The sequence below is a fragment of the Reyranella sp. genome, from assembly GCF_965279465.1.
Lineage (GTDB): Bacteria > Pseudomonadota > Alphaproteobacteria > Reyranellales > Reyranellaceae > Reyranella.
This window is the reverse complement of record NZ_OZ257242.1, coordinates 2,881,948-2,902,798: the sequence shown is the minus strand read 5'-3', so window position 1 is coordinate 2,902,798 and position 20,851 is coordinate 2,881,948. Positions and strand designations below refer to the sequence as shown.

At 61.7% G+C, this 20,851-nt stretch carries 19 protein-coding genes; 10 read left to right on the top strand and 9 right to left on the bottom strand.

Annotated features, from left to right (window positions below; translation table 11 throughout):
- Position 1 precedes the first annotated feature (1 nt).
- Together ACQY8M_RS14185 and ACQY8M_RS14180 are read left to right on the top strand one after the other, a co-directional pair.
- Positions 2-1,330, top strand: coding sequence for an NAD(P)/FAD-dependent oxidoreductase (locus tag ACQY8M_RS14185; RefSeq protein ID WP_428673075.1), 1,329 nt, complete (start codon positions 2-4; stop codon positions 1,328-1,330).
- Between the two features lie 68 nt (positions 1,331-1,398).
- On the top strand, positions 1,399-2,244 hold the full coding sequence (locus tag ACQY8M_RS14180; protein ID WP_428673072.1) for an adenylate/guanylate cyclase domain-containing protein: 846 nt from the start codon (positions 1,399-1,401) through the stop codon (positions 2,242-2,244).
- Positions 2,245-2,254: 10 nt separating this feature from the next.
- Here ACQY8M_RS14180 and ACQY8M_RS14175 read toward each other — a convergent pair whose 3' ends face one another.
- Positions 2,255-3,343 carry an LLM class flavin-dependent oxidoreductase gene (locus ACQY8M_RS14175; protein ID WP_428673069.1) on the bottom strand — a complete coding sequence of 363 codons (1,089 nt, stop codon included), beginning with the start codon at positions 3,341-3,343 and terminating at the stop codon, positions 2,255-2,257.
- A gap of 143 nt (positions 3,344-3,486) precedes the next feature.
- On the opposite strand from ACQY8M_RS14175, the gene ACQY8M_RS14170 reads away from it, so the two are divergent.
- From ACQY8M_RS14170 to ACQY8M_RS14160, 3 genes are read left to right on the top strand one after another with little or no spacing between them, the layout of a single operon-like run.
- On the top strand, positions 3,487-4,371 hold the full coding sequence (locus ACQY8M_RS14170) for a transglutaminase family protein (RefSeq protein WP_428673067.1): 885 nt from the start codon (positions 3,487-3,489) through the stop codon (positions 4,369-4,371).
- A gap of 16 nt (positions 4,372-4,387) precedes the next feature.
- Positions 4,388-5,194: a transglutaminase-like domain-containing protein gene (locus ACQY8M_RS14165; RefSeq protein WP_428675361.1), complete on the top strand. Its 807-nt coding sequence runs from the start codon at positions 4,388-4,390 to the stop codon at positions 5,192-5,194.
- 21 nt (positions 5,195-5,215) lie between these two features.
- Positions 5,216-7,303: a hypothetical protein gene (locus tag ACQY8M_RS14160; protein WP_428673064.1), complete on the top strand. Its 2,088-nt coding sequence runs from the start codon at positions 5,216-5,218 to the stop codon at positions 7,301-7,303.
- A 406-nt stretch (positions 7,304-7,709) separates the two neighbouring features.
- On the opposite strand, the gene ACQY8M_RS14155 is transcribed toward ACQY8M_RS14160, so the two are convergent.
- Positions 7,710-8,993, bottom strand: a complete 1,284-nt coding sequence (locus ACQY8M_RS14155) for a hypothetical protein (RefSeq protein ID WP_428673062.1) — start codon at positions 8,991-8,993, stop codon at positions 7,710-7,712.
- A 974-nt stretch (positions 8,994-9,967) separates the two neighbouring features.
- Complete coding sequence (locus ACQY8M_RS14150; RefSeq protein ID WP_428673059.1) at positions 9,968-10,906, bottom strand: hypothetical protein; 939 nt, start codon at positions 10,904-10,906, stop codon at positions 9,968-9,970.
- Positions 10,907-10,977: 71 nt separating this feature from the next.
- Here ACQY8M_RS14150 and ACQY8M_RS14145 point away from each other — a divergent pair, with 71 nt between their 5' ends.
- The 4 genes from ACQY8M_RS14145 to ACQY8M_RS14130 all read left to right on the top strand — a co-directional run bounded on the left by ACQY8M_RS14145 (position 10,978) and on the right by ACQY8M_RS14130 (position 14,773).
- Positions 10,978-12,156 carry an LLM class flavin-dependent oxidoreductase gene (locus ACQY8M_RS14145; RefSeq protein ID WP_428673057.1) on the top strand — a complete coding sequence of 393 codons (1,179 nt, stop codon included), beginning with the start codon at positions 10,978-10,980 and terminating at the stop codon, positions 12,154-12,156.
- A gap of 133 nt (positions 12,157-12,289) precedes the next feature.
- Entirely contained in the window at positions 12,290-12,910 is a 621-nt protein-coding gene (locus ACQY8M_RS14140) for an NIPSNAP family protein (protein WP_428673054.1), read from the top strand.
- 23 nt (positions 12,911-12,933) lie between these two features.
- A complete protein-coding gene (locus ACQY8M_RS14135; protein ID WP_428673051.1) occupies positions 12,934-13,818 on the top strand; it encodes a TauD/TfdA dioxygenase family protein in 885 nt (294 codons plus the stop codon).
- A gap of 4 nt (positions 13,819-13,822) precedes the next feature.
- A complete protein-coding gene (locus ACQY8M_RS14130; protein WP_428673048.1) occupies positions 13,823-14,773 on the top strand; it encodes an LLM class F420-dependent oxidoreductase in 951 nt (316 codons plus the stop codon).
- A 39-nt stretch (positions 14,774-14,812) separates the two neighbouring features.
- Here the strand turns inward: ACQY8M_RS14130 and ACQY8M_RS14125 are convergent, their stop codons facing one another.
- The 6 genes from ACQY8M_RS14125 to ACQY8M_RS14100 form a co-directional block, all read right to left on the bottom strand.
- On the bottom strand, positions 14,813-15,271 hold the full coding sequence (locus ACQY8M_RS14125; RefSeq protein ID WP_428673045.1) for a nitroreductase family deazaflavin-dependent oxidoreductase: 459 nt from the start codon (positions 15,269-15,271) through the stop codon (positions 14,813-14,815).
- A gap of 22 nt (positions 15,272-15,293) precedes the next feature.
- Positions 15,294-15,665: a nuclear transport factor 2 family protein gene (locus ACQY8M_RS14120; protein WP_428673043.1), complete on the bottom strand. Its 372-nt coding sequence runs from the start codon at positions 15,663-15,665 to the stop codon at positions 15,294-15,296.
- A gap of 11 nt (positions 15,666-15,676) precedes the next feature.
- Entirely contained in the window at positions 15,677-17,539 is a 1,863-nt protein-coding gene (locus tag ACQY8M_RS14115; protein WP_428673040.1) for an AMP-binding protein, read from the bottom strand.
- 102 nt (positions 17,540-17,641) lie between these two features.
- On the bottom strand, positions 17,642-18,025 hold the full coding sequence (locus ACQY8M_RS14110) for a HEPN domain-containing protein (RefSeq protein ID WP_428673037.1): 384 nt from the start codon (positions 18,023-18,025) through the stop codon (positions 17,642-17,644).
- Positions 18,022-18,333 carry a nucleotidyltransferase domain-containing protein gene (locus ACQY8M_RS14105; protein ID WP_428673035.1) on the bottom strand — a complete coding sequence of 104 codons (312 nt, stop codon included), beginning with the start codon at positions 18,331-18,333 and terminating at the stop codon, positions 18,022-18,024. Before ACQY8M_RS14105 ends, ACQY8M_RS14110 begins: the two co-directional genes overlap by 4 nt.
- A 38-nt stretch (positions 18,334-18,371) precedes the next feature.
- Positions 18,372-19,466, bottom strand: a complete 1,095-nt coding sequence (locus ACQY8M_RS14100; protein ID WP_428673032.1) for a mandelate racemase/muconate lactonizing enzyme family protein — start codon at positions 19,464-19,466, stop codon at positions 18,372-18,374.
- Positions 19,467-19,582: 116 nt separating this feature from the next.
- Between ACQY8M_RS14100 and ACQY8M_RS14095 the strand changes: the two genes are divergently transcribed.
- Positions 19,583-20,806, top strand: coding sequence for an acyl-CoA dehydrogenase family protein (locus ACQY8M_RS14095; RefSeq protein WP_428673029.1), 1,224 nt, complete (start codon positions 19,583-19,585; stop codon positions 20,804-20,806).
- Positions 20,807-20,851 lie beyond the last annotated feature (45 nt).

The following is a 20,851-nucleotide window of genomic DNA, read 5'->3' as shown; positions in this document are numbered from 1 at the left end:
GATGTCCCCGCCCGTCCAACCCGTCGCCAGCGACGAGAAGCTTCCCTCATCCGTCGACGTCGTCGTGATCGGCGCCGGTATCGCCGGCACCACCGCGGCCTACGAGCTCGCCAAGCGCGACTTCTCCGTCGCCCTGCTCGACAAGGGCCGGGTTGGCGGCGAGCAGAGTAGCCGCAACTGGGGCTGGGTGCGCCAACAACACCGCGACCTGCGCGAGCTGCCTCTGGCCATGAGGAGCCTCGAGATCTGGCGCGGACTCAACCAGGAGATCGGCGCGGAGACCGGATTCCGGCCGACCGGCCTGCTCTATGTCACGACACGGCCGGCCGACTTCGCGCAATGGGAGGCCTGGACACTCAAGGCGCGCGAGTACCAGATGCACAGCCGCATCCTGAGCGCCGCCGAGGCCAAGGGGATGACGCCCGGCAGTGTCCCGGCATGGATCGGCGGCGTGCACTCGCCGACCGACGGACGGGGTGAGCCCTCGCTCGCCAGCCCGGCCATTGCGGAGGCGGCACGCCGGGCTGGTGCGACGATCCATCAGGATTGCGCCGCGCGCGGGCTCGAAACCTCTGCCGGCAAGGTCTCCGGCGTCATCACCGAGAAGGGCGTGATCCGCACGCAGGCGGTGCTGCTGGCCGGTGGCGCGTGGAGCGGGCTGTTCTGCCGCCGGCATGGGCTGCGGCTCGCGCAGGCCAGCGTGAAATCGACGTCCTTCTCGACGACGGAAGCGCCCGAAGTGACCAAAGGCGGCCTGTCGATGCCCGACGTCACCATCCGGCGCCGGCTCGACGGCGGCTACACGGTCGGACTAGGCGGCCGCGGCCTGCTCGAGATCTCGCCGCAGGGCCTGATGCACGCCCGCCAGTTCTGGCCGACCTTCAAGCAACGGCGCTGGGGGCTTTCCTTCACCATCGGCCGGTCCTTCTTCGACGGGCCGGAGGCGCTGGCGCGCTGGTCGTTCGACGGCATCTCGCCGTTCGAGCGCCATCGCACGCTCGATCCCGGCGCGGACCCGAAACTGGTGCAGCTCGGCCTGACGCGGCTCGGCGAGCACTATCCCGCATTGGCCAAACTCAAGGTCGCGCATTCGTGGGGCGGTTTCATCGATTCGACGCCCGACGGCATCCCGGTGATCTCGGCGGTCGACAGCATGCCCGGGCTCTTCCTCTCGACCGGCTACAGCGGCCACGGCTTCGGCATCGGCCCGGGCGCCGGCCGGCTGGCCGCCGACCTCGTCGCCGGCGACCCGCCGATCGTCGATCCGCACCCCTTCCGCTACAGCCGCATGATCGACGGCACCGACCTCGGCGAGCCGGGAATGATGTAAGGAAACACCGTGGCCAAACCGGGCTCCGGCGCTACAGTCGACGCCATGCCTCCGGCGAGCAGCGAGCGATGACCGACAAGGTGAAGCGCCGATTGACCACAGTCCTGTGCGCCGATGTGCACGGATATTCCCGTCTCATGGAAGCGGACGAAGCGGGAACGTTGGCGGAGCTGCAGCGCCATCGCACCGCGATGACGCGGTTGGTGGAGCGCCATGACGGGCGGATCGTCAATACCTGGGGCGATGCCGTGATCGCCGAGTTCGCCAGCGTGGTCGAGGCGGTGCAGTGTGCGATCGAGACCCAGCAGGAGGTTTCCAGCGAGGAGCGGGCCCCCTCCCCGGCCCGCCGGATGCGGTTTCGCATCGGCATCAATCTGGGAGACGTGATGGTCGACGGCGCCGACATCTATGGCGACGGGGTCAACATCGCGGCGCGGCTGCAGGAACTCGCCGAGCCCGGCGGCATCGTGATTTCCAGTACGGTGTATGACCAGGTGCGCAACAAGCTGTCCGTCGGCTTCGACTGCCTCGGCCAGCAGCCGATGAAGAACGTCGCTCCCGTGACCAGCTATCGCGTGGCCATGATTGACGGGGACAACGCTCGCGTCGGCGCGCCGGTTGGCGAAAGCCCGACTCCCCGCCGCGCCGCGTCTCCGGCCGAGCCGGCGGCGCCTGGGCTTCGCGGCGAACACCAGCCGTCCGGGTGGATCCATGTCCTCCGGCAGGGCGTCGCGAACCTGCCTCGCCCCGTTGCCGCAGCCCTCACCGTTGCGGGCTTTCTGGTTCTGATCAACCTATTCACCAGTCCGCACAGGATCTGGTTCCATTGGCCCGTCGCAGCGCTGCTGTTCTTCGCCATCATGCGGACCGTGCTCCGGCGTGGACGCGGGTCGGACAGAAACGAAGATCGCTGAGCCGGCATCGTCAGGCAGCCCTCGCCCGATCGAGCTCCGCCGCTCCCGCTCGCAACCGGGGGATCAGCTCGCGGCCGAAGTCAATCGTGTCCTCGAACGGGTCGAAGCCCCGGATCAGGAACGAGCGCACGCCGATCTTGTAGTATTCGAGCAGCGCGCGAGCGACCTGCTCGGGCGTGCCGACCAGGCATGACGTATTGCCCATCGCGCCGGTCGCCTCGGCGATCGGCATCCACAGCCGCTCGTCATGGGTTTCGCCTTGCGCGGCAAAGTCGAGCAGGCGGCGCGCGGAGTGGTCGAGCGGCTTCTTGGCGTTGCCGAAGCCGGTCGGATCGCCGGGCTTCTGAATCGTCGCGAGGATCCTGCGGGCGCGATCCCATGCCGCGCCTTCGGTATCGGCGAGGATCGGGCGAAAAGACATGTTGAAGGTCGGTGTCCTGCCATACGCTGCAGCACGCGCCTTGAACTCGGCGACCCGCTGCGCGGTGGCGGCGAGCGGTTCGCCGAACATCGCGAAGACGTCGCAATGCTTCGCCCCCATGGCCAACGCGCCTTCCGACGAGCCGCCGAAGAACAATGGCGGATGCGGCTTCTGTAAAGGATGGATGTCGGATTTTGCGCCGCGTACCTTGTAGAACTCGCCTTCGAAGTCGAAGCGCCGCTCGCTCGACCAGGCGAGCTTCATCACCTCGAGATATTCGGCGGCGCGGCGGTAGCGTTCTTCCTTGGGAGCAAAGTCACCGTCGCCGTGCTGCTCGGCATCGCTTGCCCCAGCGATCACGTGCAGGGCGATGCGCCCTTCGGTGAGATGATCGAAGGTCGCGATCTTGCGCGCCGCCAAGGTCGGCGCGACGAAACCCGGCCGGTGCGCGATCAGGAAGCCCAGATGTTCGGTGTGGTGGGCCGCGTACTGCGCAACGAGAAAGCCCTCGGCCGAGGACGCGGTGTAGCCGACCAGCGCGAGGTCGAAGCCCGCCTTGTCATGCGCCTGGGCGTAGGCCCTCAGGTACGGCGGCGAGATCCCGCCCTTGATGATATGGACCGTGGCCTCGCCGCTCGGCGGCGCCACGCCGATCATGCCGATCACGCGTACAGGCATGGTGTCCTCCAGTCTACCGGCTGTTCAGGGTGCCGGCTTCTCCCAACTATACCCTTTCCCCGCCTGCGCGCAGCAGCGCGCTCTTTGGCTATCCCTATGGCGCGAAACGTGCTTGGTGCCCTCTTGGGAGTGGGAAAGATGTCATGCCAGCGTTGACCATTCGGCACGTCACGACTTATCGATACCGTCGGCCGGTCGCCTTTGGCGAACATCGGATGATGCTGCGTCCGCGCGATTCGCACGACCAGAAGGTCATCGGTGCGACACTCGGGATCACGCCAGAGCCCTGCAGCCTGCGCTTTGACCGCGATGCCTTCGGGAACCATGTCGCGATCGCGGAATTCGCCGCCAGTGCGACCGAGCTCAGCTTCGACAGCGTGGTCTGCCTCGAGCACTCGCCGGCCAATCCCGGGGTCCTCACTCTCGACGCGGGCGGCCCGGCCTTTCCGGTCGACTATGGGAGCGACATCGAGCCCGAGGTCGACGACTGCCTGCGGCGGCGTCATGCTGACCCGAACGACGAAATCGGCAGCTGGGCACGGCAATTCATCGACGAAACAACGCCCGACGGCGCACTCGCCCTGCTCACCCGCCTGTCTCGGGGTATCCAGCAGCAGTTTACCTATCGCCGCCGTGAAGCCAAAGGCATCCAATCGCCGGCAGAAACGTTGAGGCTGGGTCACGGAAGTTGTCGAGACTTCGCCTGGCTGATGATCGAAGCGGCCCGAGCCCTGGGCCTCGCTGCGCGGTTCGCCTCGGGTTACCTGGCAGTTGCCTTTGCTGAGGCGCCGGGTGCCGAGGACGGCCCGCATGGCGCCACACATGCGTGGGCGCAGGTCTATCTGCCGGGCATCGGATGGATGGATTTCGATCCGACCAGCGGTAGCGTCGGCAGGAGTGCGCTCGTAACGGTCGCCGTCGTCGGCGATCCGGAATGCGCGCTCCCGCTTCACGGGACATTCATCGGGTCCGCGTCGGACCCATTGGGCATGGAGGTGCGCGTCAGCGTCACCTCGGAGTGCACCTGAATCGAGGAACAGCTTGATCAAAATCCGCGTCGGCTACGAACTGATCTACGACCTTCCGCAGCCAACGCCCATGATCATGGTCCTTGGCACCCATTTCTCCCGGGCTTCCGACGTCGTCGTTCCCGACCATCTCACCACGACCCCCTCCCTCCCGATCGAGGCCTATCGCGACCTGTTCGGCAACTGGTGCAGCCGGATCCTCGCTCCCGCGGGCCGCCTGCAGCTGACCGGCGACGGCATCGTCCGCGATTCGGGATTGCGCGATGCCATTGTTCCGGACGCGCCACAGCATCCGGTCGAAGACCTTCCCGCCGACACGCTGGGGTTTCTTCTCGGCAGCCGGTACTGCGAAACCGATCGCCTTTCGGATCAGGCTTGGCAGCTTTTCGGTGGCACGCCCCCGGGATGGGCGCGGGTCCAGGCAATCTGCGATTTCGTCCACCACCACATCACGTTCGGCTACCAGCACGCCCGGCCGACGAAGACGGCATGGGAGGCCTTCAACGAACGAACGGGCGTGTGTCGCGACTTCGCTCATCTGGGCGTTGCGTTCTGCCGCGCGATGAACATTCCCGCGCGCTATTGCACCGGCTATCTGGGCGACATCGGCATCCCGCCGGTACCGGACCCGATGGACTTCGCCGGCTGGTTCGAGGCTTACCTTGGCGGCCGCTGGTACACCTTCGACCCGCGCAACAATGTGCCGCGCATCGGCCGGATCCTGATTGCCCGAGGGCGTGATGCGGCCGACGTGCCGATCACCTACACCTTCGGCCCCAACACGCTGGTGAGCTTCAAGGTCTGGACGGACCTGGTCGATTAGCGTCTGTATTAGAGCTAATGATTGATTTTGACTGGCATCGCCGACCTACATTTAGGCAAATTATGGGTGGCCTTCGCGATGTGTTGGTCTCGCCCGGTCAAGCCGGTCCGCAGCACGCAACTAGCGGCTTGCGGAAGAGATACAGCCCACGGTAGTCTCGTCTGGACAGCCGCTACCACCTTCGCTGTTAACAATATTGCTATTCTGAGAGCTGCAATGATTGGCGCATCACCTGACCACATATTCGAGGTCTTGCACGCCGCAGGACCAGTCGCGCTAAGATTTCAATCAGTACTTGCGGGACTAGGAACCGCTTTTCAGGAAGTGCACTTCTATACTCGCAGCAGGATAAAGGCTTACGGCAGCATCACAAAGAAAATTGAGGACCACCAGCGCACGGATCCCGAATATTCTTTTTCATCTGTAGATGATGTAATTGGCGTGCGAGTCGTGACGCTTGATGATGAGGATCTCTGGCCTGCGTTGCATCAAATATTGCGTGCAATCGAGGTGGGACGGTCACTAGATCAACCTTTGTTTTCAGGTGCTACTGTTTGGGACGCGGTGCAGCGGGCAAAATTTTACAAGCGAGTGGCTGAAGAGGGCAGGCCTTATGGACAACAAAACTGCTTCGAACCTTCGCAGGATGCTGACGTCTACGCTCGGTGTGCCGACCAAGTTAAAACTCGCATTGCCGCGGATGTGTCGGACCCAACAGCCGCCAGGGCCCTACAAGACAAATTTCGAGTCATTGAACCGACGCCACAATTATATTCTTCCGCACACATTTACCTTAATACTTTTAGCTATACGCTCAGACCGTCAAAAGTCGTACAAATACCGATGGAAATACAGATACGGACCGCGGTCGAAGATATTTGGTCCGAAGTAAACCATAAGCTTGTCTACAAAGGGGCCAATGGCGCCTGGAGTTTGGACATACAGACCGCTCGCAATAACCTTGAGCGAAATTCCGCGACACTAAAGCGAACCTTCAACAGTTTGCCGTACTACGTGCGCGATTTTCGTGCTCTGCATCGACAATTTTCCAAGCTCGTCACCGAGTTTCAACGGCCCCCATCGACCTATCGGTCTCTAGTGATGAGCCTAGTTTCTACTGCTGCGGGCCGACTTATAGGCTTCATTGGCGGGAAACTCGCGGAGTACGATAATCATCTATTGAAGCTTTCGCAATTTGACAATGAGAATGATCATGAGGCAGCAGGCCGAGAGCTGGAGCGGTGCTTTAAGACACTTAGAACTATCGCAGACGGGTTAGCGAGCGAAAAACGTCTGCACGATAGTCATAGCCCTGAGTACATTGCTTGCGACGAATGTCAGAAGCTACTTTCTTTTGAGAGTGTCAGGTTAAAGGTTGTGGGTGTGACGCAATTTGAATGCCGATATTCGAATAGGACTTTGAAGCGCGTTGGTAATGATCGACAGAAGTTCTTGGATCGGCTATTTGATGACTTAAGCGCATATGAAAATCACATCGTAAATCTTCGTCCAGAGGCTGTACTCGCATTCTGGAAGTATGAGATAACTCAATCCTACAATCGTTCAGATGCGTTGCGATTTCTTGATAGATCGTATCGGCAGCTTGCTTCAGATACCAGCTTGCCCGTATGGAGCATCTACAGGATAGTTGTGCCGAGGCGAAAGAGCATGGAGTTGCATGAGAACATAAACACCGCACTTGCTCGCCCGCATCTTATTCCAGATAATTCGTCAAACGGATTTCAGGCTCGATACAAATATATAATTGAAGACTTCAGAGAGGCAATGGAACTTGCCAAGGAGGCCTATCAGCTGAGCTTTAACGAGGACACGAGACGAGGCGATATTTTGTTTGGATTTCAACAGGATGAAAGAATTGTTGATGGAAATAACATGATTGCCTTATATTTGAGAGGCTATCGAATATTCAGATATAATATTTTTGCCGGCGGCATCGTTGACGACAACGAGATTGCTGAAGTCTGTGCGGTAATTAGATTGCGAATGTTTTCGGTTCGCCTAAGCGAGCGTGAGCGGCAACAGCTGCACATGAACATCACAGAAGTTGAGAGTATTCTGGAGAGTAAGGCAAACAATCAAGAGAGGTGACTCCGCGATCCTAGAGTTAGATTGAGGGGTGGCTCAAAATATGATTGAATGGATCCACGCGGTCGGAAAGACTGGTACTCTTACATAATTTTCTATAATGGGGGGCCTGCTCTCCCGCCTGTTTAGCTCTGGAGCAAGGCCGGGAACCAAAATACACTCGAGATTTGGCACTTAGGGCGCCTGGACCGCTTTAGACGCCAGACACACTTAAAATCCCAGAACGGCGAAGGTTTCGCTCCGGATCAAACAAAGGGGCTTCACTGCAACATTGAGCCAACCTACCGATGCCAAACCCGAAAAACACCGCACCGCGCTCTGAATTCCAAAATTTCCGGAACCGCGTTACAGCGATATGCGACAATAGTGGCATAGATAAAAACAGACTTATCGGCCGATGAATCCCATTCTAGTCAATATTAAGAGTTTGTAGTATTTGCTGCACTCTAGCATCATTCGACAAATTGTAAGGCTCTAAGAGCCGATCCTCAACAATAAGTGGCGCGATGTCGGCAATTGCATGAGCGGCAACTTTTAACTGGGTGGCGTCGTAGCGCAACCGATCCCGGAACTCGTCAATACGCGTCACGCTGGAATATGGTCCGTCTATTGCCTTGTCTGCTGTTTCCCTATCTGCCAGTTCTGGATTGGAAGACGCGTTAAAGTCATGTCCGACAAGTGGTCGCACAAACGTATCTTGAACCCATCCGATCTGTCTCTGAAAGTACTGCGAAAACGCTTGAGGATCGTGGTCGTTTTTTCTCTCAATGTGATTTGTTATGTCCAAAAATCGCGCACGCGCGTCACGAAGAAAATCCTGAATTTCGGTAACCTTCTCCGAATTTTCTGGTGTTTGGAATGCCGCAAACAACTGGTACAAAGGCACCAGAGGGTTCCGCGAATGAACACTTTGATCATCGAAAGAACCAAAATAGCTACGAATTTGAGGGCGGCAAACGTATAGAAATTCCTGCTCTCTTGAAAAGGAATTTATTAATCTGAAGGCAATATTCCAAGAGTCAACCTTATAGTGGAACATCTTGTCCGCATCGGGGCGTGTGTCCGTTCGGCCGCGCTTGCGCTTCATCCGATCATATATGTCGAGGTATTCTTTGCTTATTTCGTGATTAATCGGACTGAAAGGATCGCGAGTCTGCGGACGTATGTTCGTATGCTCATGCGCAAGCGACAACACGCCGTTATTGAACAGGGAGACCACCTTTCGGAGGTTTGTATTGTGGCTTCCGAGTTGCAGGTTGCCAATATATCTTTTTAAGCGTTCACCCTCGCTGGACTCTTGAGCTAGATCGCGAGGTTGAGCACGCGAAGCTTGAAATGCCGAGATAATCTCTGCGGCATAGTCACGCGAGTCGCTAATTCTTATGAAGTGCGCGAAGCGATGCTCAACCGTATCGAGAAACTCAAGAATACTTGGAACAGTAAAGCAAATCTTGAAATTAACCGACTTATGACAATGCATGAGAAGAGAAAATATATTTCGGCCTGCGCGATCGTATTGAGGCGACGTTGAATGAGCACCGGGCCACAACCAAGGATAAATTAGGTCGTAGTCAGAATTGTAGAAAAGTTTTGTAGAATTTGAACTCTCCACGTCCGCAAGAGACTGCACAACAATGGCGTAGAGACCTTTAATTTCCTGATAGGCTTCAAACAGCTTTGAGTTTATCTGCATTGAACTTCTCGTGCTGGTTCTCACGGCTCGATCCTTTGGTCCAAAGGCGGGCTCACTCCATTCGCTGACCGAAGCGAGGGAAGTTGAGTTGAGCTTGCACCAAGCACTACACTGCCGCAAGTCTTTTGCAACTGAAAGGTGGGGTCTGTGGCTGGGCGAACTGTTAGTAGAATGGATTGGGAGCTCCAGTCTTTGACGCATCCTTCAACTTGTTTCCCCGTGATGGCGACCTTTGGGTCCGATGAAGTCGAACTTTGCCTTCCCGAAAGTAACCTGTTGCGGAGTCTCACGAAGCTTTCGGAAGATGTGAACCGATACTTTTCCAGCTCAAGCTCGTTTGCCTTTGTGTCAGTTCGCTCGTTGGTTCTTGCTCATCTGCGGTTCGAGAGCGTGCAGAGTGCGAACCAACTGATGCGTGCAGCCTACGAAGGGCGAATTGCAAAACGGAAGCCCATTGCTGTGAGGGCAATGGGGAACCTCTTCTGGGTTGAGGATGGCAATTCAACAGCGGCCAATGCGATCCTCTCACGATGGCAAGCGATCCCAATCACGGTAGTTCGGTGATAAAGCGGTCCCTGGGGACGGCGGTGGCTTTTGCAAGGTCGAGAGTTAAGTGTATTCAGCTCAAGGCTTCTTGATCTCGGTCGCCGACAGTTCAGAGAGAGACATTTATCCCAGGTCTCGAGACGGATCCGGGGTCAATGAGCGCTGACCGGCAGGCGCGCGCACCACTGCCACATGGCCGGCGCCTGATCCCTCACTTCATCAAAGCTGCAGCGAAGCCCGTCGGCGACAAAACCTATGGCAGCACGCCACTGAGACAATGGGTGAAGGATCGCAGCGACACGGCCTGTTGATCTGAAAGATTGCTTGCACTCGGACTTGCTGGGAACGACGGGAGGTAGAAAGTTCCAGCGGAACTGCCGGCAAATTTCAAATCATGATATGAGCTTGGGACGGAAGACTTTTCTCATTCAGTCGGCGGCCAGCGGCCGTCCCGTCGCTTCCTCGTAGCGCTTCTGGCGCATCTCGCGGCGGATGTCGCCTAGGTCGGCATCCTCGAGTTCCGGCACCCAGCCGTCGCGGCCCTGGACGTAGTTGCGGTTGGTCTGGCGCGGATTGCGGTTCACCAGCGGTCGCGCATAGAGCGGATGGGTGATGCTGCGGATCTCGTGCTCGATCTCGAACAGCTTCTTGCCGCTCGCCGGATCGACGATGTCGTTGAAGCGGTACTGGTACTGGTTGCTCTCCTCGGTGAGGATCTTGCGCTCGACCAGCTCGCGGTGCGGCTTCGAAAAGTTCGCGACATAGACCTGGATGTGATGGCCGTCATAGGCGGCCTGCGGCGTGTCGGTCTCGCGGAACACCAGCTCCTGGCCATACCCTACCAGGACGTGCGCCGCGCCATCCTTCACCGACGTCATGGTACCCAGCACCTCGCTATAGAAGCCCGCGATACCCTTGGCCGTGCCGGCCGGCACGTCGAACTCGACATAGGGCATGCCAAGCTTCATGCCGGCGAAGCGCTCGGACGGGTCGTAGACGATGTACTGGTTTCCCCACGGGCATGTCGCCTCGACCCGGTCGGCGTGCTCGGTGAACGCGAACTTCGTGCCGCCCAATGCCTTCGTTACGTTCTCCAGCCGCTTCACCAGCAGCTCATGATCGGGGATCACCAGCGCGGTGCGGCCGCGCAGCTTCTGGGCCTTGCCGGTCGGCAAGTGAAACTGGCTGCGACCGACATTGATCCACATATTGTCGACGCTGGTCATCAGATAGGGATCGCGCGTCAGCCCGAGCCCGCTGACATAAAACAAGGTCGCCAACCCCTGATCCGGGACGAGCAGGTTGACATGCTCGAGCCCGACGATATTGCCGAGGTCCTCCGCACTGCGGTCGAATTGCTTGGGCATCGCTTGCCTCCGTTCGGTCAGGCGGACATTGTAGCGCGTTTTCGGCCGCCAAAGTCGAAGGGATCGCAACCATGATCACAAAGTTCGACAGTTCGTACGTCGGCACGGTCGACATGGAGAAACTCGGGTATCTCGGGACGCCGATCAACGACCGACTCTATTCCAACGACGAGCTCGCGAGTGCACTGCACAAAGCCGTTGCATACGCGAAGAGAATGGACGGGCTGGGCTACGACACCTTCTGGATGGCCGAGCACCATTTCCAGCCCGAGGGCACCGAGTGCATCCCCAACCTGCTGATGATGGCGATGCACCTGGTCAACCAGACCAGGAACCTCAAGATCGGCTGCGGCTTCAATGTCGTGCCGATGTGGCATCCGCTGCGGCTCGCCGAAGACTACGCCATGGCCGACATCCTGAGCGGCGGGCGGGTGATCTTCGGCGTGGCGCGCGGCTATCACACCCGCGAGGTCGAGAGCTTCGGCGCACCGCTGACCGACCAGGCGGCCAACCGCGAGATGTTCGAGGAAGGCGTCGACATCATCTTCAAGGCCTTCAACGAGGAGCGTTTCAGCCACAAGGGCCGCTTCTACACGATCCCGCCCGAGGTGCCGTATCGTGGCTACACGCTGAAGGAAATTTCGCTGGTGCCGCGGCCGCAACGGCTGCCGGTCGAATGCTGGCAGCCGATCCAGAGCGGCTCGGCGCGCGCCTTCGACTTCATGGCCAAGCACGGCATCTCGGGCGTGATCGGCGGCGGCTCGGCCGAAGGCGGCGCGGTCGATCGGCACATGGACGAGTTCCGCGCGGCCTACGCCCGGCGCGGCATCGAGCTGGAACTGGGCGAGAAGCTCTCGCTCGGCTACCAATTCCATATCGCCGAGAGCCGAGAGGCGGCGATGCGTGCCGCCGCCACGGCCTACGAAGAGAACATGAAGATGTTCGGCGAGCTGCGCCTGGTGCGCGCGCTGACCGACGAGCAGATCGCCGCGATGCGCGATCCGCGACTGGTGCCCAACGTCAAGCTCCCGCGCATCGAGGATGCGGTGAAGGCGGGCGGCTTCCTCGCCGGCACGCCGGCCGACATCATCGAGCAGCTCAAGGCGGTCGAGAAGCGCTATCCGGGCCTCGAGCGCATCAGCTGCTCCATGCCGCTCGGCACGCCCCTCGCGGTGACGCTCGAACAGCTCGACCGCTTTGCCAACGAGGTCATGCCGGCCTTCAAGCCCATGAAGGCGGCCGCTGATTGACCGCCATGTCATCCACAGCGCCCAGTGTCATCCCGAGCGCAGCGAGGGATCCATGCTGGGGCCCAATAGATCCCTCGCTGCGCTCGGGATGACACGGAGCTTTGCAGTTGGGACATCAGGAGAGAGCAGAGACATGATCTTCGAAATTCGCACCTATCAATTGAAGCCCGGCACCGTGCCGAACGCTGTGCAAGCCTTCGCCGACAAGATCGAGAACAGGGTGAAGCTCTCGCCGCTGGCGGGCTTCTGGCATACCGAGGTCGGCGAGCTCAACAAGATCATCCATATCTGGCCGTACAAGGACATCAACGAGCGCAACGAGATCCGGGCCAAGGCTGTCGAGACCAAGGTCTGGCCGCCGGCGATCTCCGATTTCGTCACCGACATGGAAAGCAAGATCGTCTATCCGGCGGCTTTCTCGCCGAACTTCCAGCCGGGCGAGCACGGCACCTGCTACGAGTTCCGCACGTACACCTATGGCGCCGGCGCAATCCCGAAGATCATGGAGAGCTGGAGCAAGCATATCGGCGAGAGGGTGAAGGTCTCGCCGCTGATCTTCGCCGGCTACACCGAGATCGGCCCGCTCAACCAGTGGATCCATGTCTGGGCCTACAAGAACATGGGCGAGCGCGAGCGGCTGCGCGGGCTGGCGATGAAGCCCGGCAGCTGGCCACCGCCGCGCCCCGAGGGCGTCGTCATGCATCGCATGGTCAACACCTTCGCGGTGCCGGCGGCGTTCTCGCCCCTCAAATAGGAGACAACCAACAGGAGGAAACGATGACAGTCACCATTCGACAGGTCGGGCCCTGCCTCGCAGGCGAAGTGGAGGGCATCGACATGCGCAAGCCAATGACGGCCGACGAGGTGGCCGCCATCCATGCCGGCATGGACAAGTATGCCGTGCTGGTCTTCCGCAACCAGAACATCACCGACGCCCAGCAGCTCGCCTTCACGCAAAGCCTGGGCGACATCGAGCACGCGATCGGCACCAGCCTGCGCGCCGCCAACGAGACACGCCTGCCGACGACATTCGCCGACGTCTCCAACCTCGACAAGAACGACAAGCCCTACGCGCGCGACGATCGCCGGCGGCTTTTCGCCATCGGCAACCGGCTGTGGCATTCGGACAGCTCGTTCAAGGTGACGCCGGCCAAGTACTCGCTGCTGCACGCGGTCAGCCTCCCGTCCAAGGGCGGCGATACGCAGTTCGCCGACATGCGCGCAGCCTACGATGCGCTCGACGAGGAGACAAAGGCCGAGGTGCAGGACATGGTGTGCGAGCACAGCCAGATGTTCTCGCGCCAGATCATCGGCTTCTACGACTTCACCGACGAGGAGCGCGAGCGCTTCAAGCCGGTGCGGCAGTGCATGGTGCGCACCCATCCGGTGACCGGCCGCAAGTCGCTCTATCTTTCGAGCCATGCCGGCGGCATCGTCGGCTGGCCAATGCCCGAGGCGCGCGGCTACCTGCGCGACCTGATCGAGCATGCCACGCAGCGCGAGTTCGTTTACACGCACAAGTGGCGGCTGGGCGACCTGGTGATGTGGGACAACCGCCAGACGATGCATCGCGCGCGTCCCTTCCCGGCGCACGAGCCGCGCGACATGCGCCGCACGACGCTGGCCGGCGACGGGCCGACGGCGCTGCAGATCGCGGCCTGAACGGATGCAGATCGGCTTCAACCTGCCGAACTCCGGACCGCTGTCGAAGGTCCCCGACATGACGCGGCTCGCCGTCGAGGGCGAGGCCCTGGGCTTCGACTACCTGACGGTGACCGATCACGTCGTGCTGCCCGACACGAAGGTGCCGGGTTATCCCTACTCCGAGGACGGCGCCTTCTACGAGGAAGCGCCGCTCGAGCGGCACGAGCAGCTCGTCGGCATGGCCTACATCGCCGCCAAGACCTCGCGCATCCGGCTGGTCGCCGCGGTGCTGGTCGTGCCGCACCGGCCGGCGGTCCTCGCCGCCAAGATGCTGGCGACGATCGACGTGCTGAGCGGCGGGCGCCTGGTCGTAGGCATCGGCGCGGGCTGGCTAAAAGCCGAGTTCGATGCCGTCGTCACCACGCCATTTCCGGAACGCGGGAGGGTGACCGACGAATATATCGACGCATTTCGCGTGCTTTGGACCGAATCGAGCCCGCAATTTGCGGGAAAATACGTGAATTTCCGGGGTATCGTGCTGGAGCCCAAGCCGATCCAGCGCCCGCTGCCGATCTGGGTCGGCGGCGAGGGCATGCTCGCGATCCGTCGCGCCGCTCGGGTCGGCGATGCCTGGTATCCGATCGGCAGCAATAACCAGCACCTGCTCGATACGCTGCCGCGCCTCGAGGCCGGCATCGCCCGCCTGCGTCAGGCAACCGCCGAGGCTGGCCGGGATCCGGCGTCCATGGGCGTCAGCTTCAGGGTGAAACGCTACGGCGCCGTCGTGCCGGCCAGGGCGTCGGACGGAGAACGACGCCTGTTCTCCGGCAGCGAGGCCGACCTGATCGAGGATTTCCGCGCGTTGAAGAAGCTCGGCGTCGGCGCGATCGATATCGATTTCGGCCGACCGACGGTCGACGCCGTGCTGGCGGAGATGAAACGCTTTCGTGCCGCCGTGATCGACAAGATCTGATCGCAGGAGCGCGCAACTGGAGTTGCGCGCTCCGTTGAATCAGACGGGATCGAGGACGACGACCGGAATCTCGCGCGGTGTCTTCTTCTGGTAGTCAGCGTAGGGCGGCCAGAAGTTCAGCGAGTCGTCCCACAGCTTCTGGCGCTCTGCGCCCGATGCGGTGCGGGCCTTGGCCTTCATCGTCTTGGTACCGACCTGCAGCTCGACCTCGGGATTGGCGAGGATGTTCTTGTACCAGCCGGGATGATCCGGCGCGCCGCCCTTCGAGGCCACGATGTAATAGCTGTTGCCGGTTTCGCCGTAGAACAGCGGGAAGAGATACTTCTCGCCGCTCTTGCGCCCCTTGGTGACCAACAGCAACGACGGCACGGTGATCGGCTTCATGTTCGGGAAGTTGGCCTCGTACATGTGGCCATCGGTGCCGCCGCTTTTGAGGTAGCGGTCGACGTGCTCCGACATCCACTTCGGCAGGCCCTCGGGCACCTTCGCTTGAATCATGGTCAATTCCTTTCGATTTCGTTCAGGGCAGCTTCGTCGACTGCCAGGTCACCATCTGCCACCGCCCGTCACGCTTGGCATAAACGTCCGTGAAGCGCACGCCGAAGGCAAGCGGATTGCCATTCGCCGTGACCTTGATCTGGGCGACTCCGGTCAGCACGACGGTGTCTCCGAGATCCTGCGCCTTCACGTCGGAAGGCTCCACCGCCGAGTAGACGGTCGAACCCGACGTCATGTTGTCGATCAGGCTGCGCTTGGTGTCGAGCCGCGCCGAGGAATGGGTGTAGATAAGGTCATCGGCGATCAGCGATTCAAGGGTCGCCACGTCCTTCGATGCCATCGCCTGCATGCGCTTCCGGTCGAGGTCGATGACCGTCTGTCCGTTGCCCGCCATCAATTCCTCCATCAGTCGATTTCGATCACGCCGGGGCCGCCGGCATAGAGCCTGTCGACCAGCGCCTTGCGCCGGTCGAGTGTAGCACGCTGGTTGATGTAGCCCTTGTCGGTGATCTCGTGGCCATCGACCGAGGGCGGCTCCTCCATCAGCAGAACGCGCTTGACCCGCATCGACGAACCCTTGCCCTCGGCATTCATCTTCGCAAGACCTTCCCTCACCGTCTGGATCACTGCGGGATGCGACAGCACCTCCGCGGTCGAGAGCTGAACGTTCTCGTCGCCGGCGACCCGGCGGCAGGCGGCGACATTGGGAAAGCCCAGCAGTCCGACATGGTCGCGGTCCTGACCGCACACCACCGCGTCCTGCAGCACGGGCGAGACTGCCGCCACGGCCGTCGTCCGCAACGTGCCGACCAGCACGAAGGTCCCGCTGGTGAGCTTGAAGTCCTCGACGACGCGACCATCGAACACGAGACCCTCGTTCGGATCGCCGGGATCGACGAAGCGGCCGGCGTCGCCGATCTGGTAAAAGCCCTCCTCATCGAACATCTGCGCCGTGAGATCGGGCCGCTTGTGATAGCCCGGCGTCACGATCACGCTCTTGAGCCGCAGCTCGTAGCGTCCCTCCTGGCCGGTCGGCACCATCTTGAGCTGCACGCCCGGATACGGCAGCCCGACGAGACCGACCCGCTCCGACGCCCAATGAACCGACGTGGCCGTGGGCGCGGTCTCGGTCGAGCCCCAGCCGCTGATAAAGGGCACGCGATAGCCGGTGTGCTTCACCGCCAGCCGCTCCATGCGCTCGTAGAGATCGCTCGACAGCGTCGCGCCGCCGTAGGCGAGCGAATTGAGGTTCCTGAAGAACTTCTTCGCCAGCGCCTCGTCCTTCTCGAGCGCCGTGGCGAGCATCGCGTAACCCGCCGGCACGTTGGCGAAGGCCGTCGGCGAGACCTCGCGCAGGTTCCGCAGCGTCTCCTCGAACAGGCCGGGCAGCGGCTTGCCGTCGTCGATCCAGGTCGTGCCGCCTTCGGCGAGATTGCCCTGGAAGGTCGCGTTGCCGCCCATCGTGTGATTCCACGGCAGCCAGTCGAGCTGTACCGGCGCCGGATCGGTCGGCCTCCGCACCTTCGCCATCTGGCCCATCGCCACGTTGGCGCACATCATCTCCTGCGTGTTGATCACCGCCTTGGGCATGCCGGTGCTGCCCGAGGTGAAGAGAAACTTGCCGATCGTTTTCGGCTCGATCTGCTCGATCGACCTCCGGACGTCGCCGGTCGCCTTGGTGGCGATCAGCTCGCTCCACGGCAGCGACTGCCTCTGGCGCGGCGGCTTGTCGACATGGACCAGCAGCACGCCGTCCAGGTCCAGGTCGTCGAGCGCATCGCCGTAGACCTCGCCGTTCTGCACGAACACGAGACCGGGCCGGATCAGGTCGAAGACGTGCTTCAGCTTGGCGTGATCCCGGCTCATCACCGAATAGGCCGGCGACACCGGCGCGAGCGGCGCTCGCGCCTGCATCGCCGCCATGGACAGCAGCGCGAACTCGATCGAGTTCGACGAAAGGATCATCACCGCCTTGTCCGGCCCGAAGCCGCGGTCGAGCAGCGCCTGCGTCACCAAATCGACCTGCCGCTTGGCCTCCCCGTAAGTCACCTTCAGCCACTCCCGCGACGGACCGCGCCGCTGCGCCAGCCAGACGCGATCCGGCGCCTCGGCCCCCCATTTCGCAAGGAAGGCAGGAACGTGCTTCTCGTACGGCTTCAGCCGGTGGTTCGATTGCAGCACGATCGTGCCGTCGGCACGGCGCTCGACACTCACGTCACGGCTCAGGAAGTCGACCGGCTTGAACGGCACCTGCAACAAATTATCCACAGATTAGTTCCTTATTTGTTCTATCTCGCCCATCTACGCCCGACGGAGGCCGGTCGGCAAGGAGCGCGATGTGGAACGACCATGTCATCGAGGCTCTCGGCGCTACTCCGAACCCATGAGCTTCTCGCAAAACGCCACGAACAGCATGGCTTCGTCGCGAGCAATTCGGGCGTCGTCAGTGCCGAGGGTATCGACCGCGTCGTAGTCTGCGATCAGACGGCGCTCAAGCGCACGTCCCAGGCGCCGCACCTGGTCGCGCCCGTCGGGCGCAGTATCTCGAAAATGCTCGCTGAAGCGTGCGCTCAGACCCGAATGCGTCTTGGGCTTTGGCAAATCCCGCTTCGCAAACAGAGCGATAGCGGCATGGTACATCGCGTAGTACGCCGTGTGCACGACGATCTCCGGCAACTCCTGCTCCCAGCGCTTCTCCACCATTTCGAGAAGACGCCGCGCGCGAACCCGATGCTGCCTCGCTTCCTCGATCACAAAGTGATTCCATCGGTGCGTATGGCACGCATCAGGTAGCTCTCTTCGGCCTGCCGTCGCAGCGGCAAGGTCACGGGCTGGATCACCTGCCCCGTCTCGAAGAGCACATCGGTACCCAGGTCGACGAGCCGATGACGGTCTTCCATAGACGGCTCGTCCGTGAGGAAGACAGCGATGTCCCAGTCGGACTCCTCGTGCATGTCGCCGCGCGCACGCGATCCGAACAGGACCATCTTCGCGAGGCGCGTGCCGAAGGCTCCTTCGACACGGCGCTTGTATTCCCGCGGCAGGGACAGATCCGAGGACATGCAGACAGGATAACACATCGGCCCGCGAAACGCCGCGGCTACGCCCGGAAGCTCTTGATCGCCTTCTCGTCGAAGGTCAGGCCCAGCCCCGGCTTGGTCGGCAGCACGAGCTGGCCGTTCTCGATCGTCGGCGTCTCCTGGTAGAGCGCGACCATCCACGGCATGTACTCGACGGTCAGGCCGTTGGGGCACGCCGCCACCATGTGCAGCAGCATCTCCGGCATGACGTGGCTCACGACCGGGAGGTTGAAGGCCTCGGCCATGCCGGCGACCTTCATCCACTGCGTGACGCCGCCGACCCGCGCGAGATCGATCATCACGATGTCGACCGAATGCGCCTGGATCATCTGCCGGAAGGGCGCGATGCCCCAGACGTATTCGCCGCCGGCGATCGGCGTCTTGAGCGCCGCGGTGACCCGCGCGAGGCCCTGGTAGTCGTCGGCCGTCGTCACGTCCTCGAGCCAGAACAGGCCGACGCCCGCCTCCTCGACATGATGGCCGATGTCGATCGCCTGCTCGGGCCGCCAGCGCTGGTTGATGTCGCACATGAGCTTGATGTCCGGACCGATCACGTCGCGGATCACCTTGACCCGGCGCACCTCCTCGGCCGGCGTCGGTTCGCCGGGCAGCGCCATCTGGGTCTTCATCTCGCGGAAGCCCTTCTTCAGCAGCGTCTCGGCCGCCTGCTGCGCCTGCTTGTCGGTGAGGCCGCGGCGCAACGAGCCCGAGGCATAGGTCGGCACCTTGTCGCGATGGCCGCCCAGCAGCTTCCACAGCGGCTGGTCGAGCGCCTTGCCCTTGATGTCCCAAAGCGCGGTGTCGATCGCCGACAAAGCGAGGGTGAAGATGCCGCCCGGGCCGGCATCGCCGCTATTGGCGCGCAGCTTGGCGACGATCGCCTCGATGCGCATCGGGTCCTCGCCGACTGTCAACGCCGCCAGCTCCTCGACGGCGGCATGCAGCGTGCGCGTCATCTTGCCGTAAAGCGTGACGCCGATGCCCTCGATACCGCTGTCGGTGCGCAGGCGGAGCGCCACCGCGGGACGCGTGCGGCCGGCTTCCTCCGGCATGTTGGCCAGCGGGTCGTCTTCCGGCACCTTGAGGGCGATCGCCTCGAAGCTCGCGATTTTCATGGATTCTTCTTCCTCCCTGCCATCCGCAATTCGAAACCAGCGGCGCGGCTGAATGGCCGTTCACATTGCCATGGTTTTCGGCCAGAGTCCGCCGCAGCACACAGGGAGAGAGAGCGATGGATTTCGAATACTCGGATCGCACGAAGGAACTGCAGGAAAAGCTGCTCAAGTTCATGGACGACGTCATCTATCCGGCCGAGTCCGTCTACGAGGAGCAGATGGAGAAGGCCAAGGATCGCTGGCAGCTCCCGCCTGTCCTCGAGGAATGCAAGGCCGAAGCGAAGAAGCGCGGGCTGTGGAACATGTTCCTGCCGGCCGATCGTGAAACCGGCGACACGCACGGCACGATGGGCCTTTCCAATCTCGAATACGCCCCGCTCTGCGAGATCCTGGGCCGTTCCTCGATCGCGTCGGAAGCGGTCAACTGCTCGGCGCCCGATACCGGCAACATGGAAGTGTTCGCCCGCTATGCCAGCAAGGAACTCAAGGACAAGTGGCTGACGCCGCTGCTCAACGGCGAGATCCGTTCCTGCTTCGCGATGACCGAGCCCGCGGTCGCCTCGTCCGACGCGCGCAACGTCGAGTGCCGCATCGAGAGCGACGGCAACGACTACGTCATCAACGGCCGCAAGTGGTGGTCGTCGGGCATGGGCGATCCGCGCTGCAAGGTCATCATCCTGATGGGCAAGAGCGATCCCAATGCGCCGGCCTACCGCCAGCAGTCGATGATCGTCGTGCCGCGCGACACGCCCGGCATCAAGATCGTCAAGATGCTGCACGTGTTCGGCTATGACGACGCGCCGCACGGCCATGCCGAGGTGGTCTACGACAACGTCCGCGTGCCAAAGGCCAACATCCTCCTCGGCGAGGGTCGCGGCTTCGAGATCGCTCAGGGCCGCCTCGGACCGGGCCGCATCCATCACTGCATGCGCGCGATCGGCGTCGCGGAGCGGGCGCTCGAGATGGCGATCAAGCGCGCCAAGAGCCGCGTCGCCTTCGGCCAGCGCATCTCGGAGATGGGGGTCACCAAGGCCCATGTCGCCGATATGCGCATGGAAATCGACATGGCCCGCCTGCTGGTCCTCAAGGCCGCCTGGGCGATGGACAAGTACGGCAACAAGGAAGCCCGCCAGCAGATCGCGATGATCAAGGTGGCGGTGCCGAACATCACCTCGAAGGTGGTCGACCGCTGCCTGCAGTTGCATGGCGCGGGCGGCGTCAGCCAGGTGTTCAAGCTGGCCAGCATGTACGCCCACCAGCGCACCTTGCGCCTGGCCGACGGTCCGGACGAGGTCCATCGCGACCAGGTCGGCCGGCTCGAGATCGCGAAGTACAATTGATCGTGACCGGGAGCGCGCGACTCCGAGGAGCGGCGCGCTCCCATC

Excerpts from the sequence above, each read along its gene's own strand:
- ACQY8M_RS14185 (WP_428673075.1), top strand. The coding sequence starts at position 2 with ATGTCCCCGCCCGTCCAACCCGTCGCCAGCGACGAGAAGCTTCCCTCA.
- ACQY8M_RS14180 (WP_428673072.1), top strand. The coding sequence starts at position 1,399 with ATGACCGACAAGGTGAAGCGCCGATTGACCACAGTCCTGTGCGCCGAT.
- ACQY8M_RS14175 (WP_428673069.1), bottom strand. The coding sequence starts at position 3,343 with ATGCCTGTACGCGTGATCGGCATGATCGGCGTGGCGCCGCCGAGCGGC.
- ACQY8M_RS14170 (WP_428673067.1), top strand. The coding sequence starts at position 3,487 with ATGCCAGCGTTGACCATTCGGCACGTCACGACTTATCGATACCGTCGG.
- ACQY8M_RS14155 (WP_428673062.1), bottom strand. The coding sequence starts at position 8,993 with ATGCAGATAAACTCAAAGCTGTTTGAAGCCTATCAGGAAATTAAAGGT.
- ACQY8M_RS14150 (WP_428673059.1), bottom strand. The coding sequence starts at position 10,906 with ATGCCCAAGCAATTCGACCGCAGTGCGGAGGACCTCGGCAATATCGTC.
- ACQY8M_RS14145 (WP_428673057.1), top strand. The coding sequence starts at position 10,978 with ATGATCACAAAGTTCGACAGTTCGTACGTCGGCACGGTCGACATGGAG.
- ACQY8M_RS14140 (WP_428673054.1), top strand. The coding sequence starts at position 12,290 with ATGATCTTCGAAATTCGCACCTATCAATTGAAGCCCGGCACCGTGCCG.
- ACQY8M_RS14135 (WP_428673051.1), top strand. The coding sequence starts at position 12,934 with ATGACAGTCACCATTCGACAGGTCGGGCCCTGCCTCGCAGGCGAAGTG.
- ACQY8M_RS14130 (WP_428673048.1), top strand. The coding sequence starts at position 13,823 with ATGCAGATCGGCTTCAACCTGCCGAACTCCGGACCGCTGTCGAAGGTC.
- ACQY8M_RS14125 (WP_428673045.1), bottom strand. The coding sequence starts at position 15,271 with ATGATTCAAGCGAAGGTGCCCGAGGGCCTGCCGAAGTGGATGTCGGAG.
- ACQY8M_RS14120 (WP_428673043.1), bottom strand. The coding sequence starts at position 15,665 with ATGGCGGGCAACGGACAGACGGTCATCGACCTCGACCGGAAGCGCATG.
- ACQY8M_RS14105 (WP_428673035.1), bottom strand. The coding sequence starts at position 18,333 with ATGTCCTCGGATCTGTCCCTGCCGCGGGAATACAAGCGCCGTGTCGAA.
- ACQY8M_RS14100 (WP_428673032.1), bottom strand. The coding sequence starts at position 19,466 with ATGAAAATCGCGAGCTTCGAGGCGATCGCCCTCAAGGTGCCGGAAGAC.
- ACQY8M_RS14095 (WP_428673029.1), top strand. The coding sequence starts at position 19,583 with ATGGATTTCGAATACTCGGATCGCACGAAGGAACTGCAGGAAAAGCTG.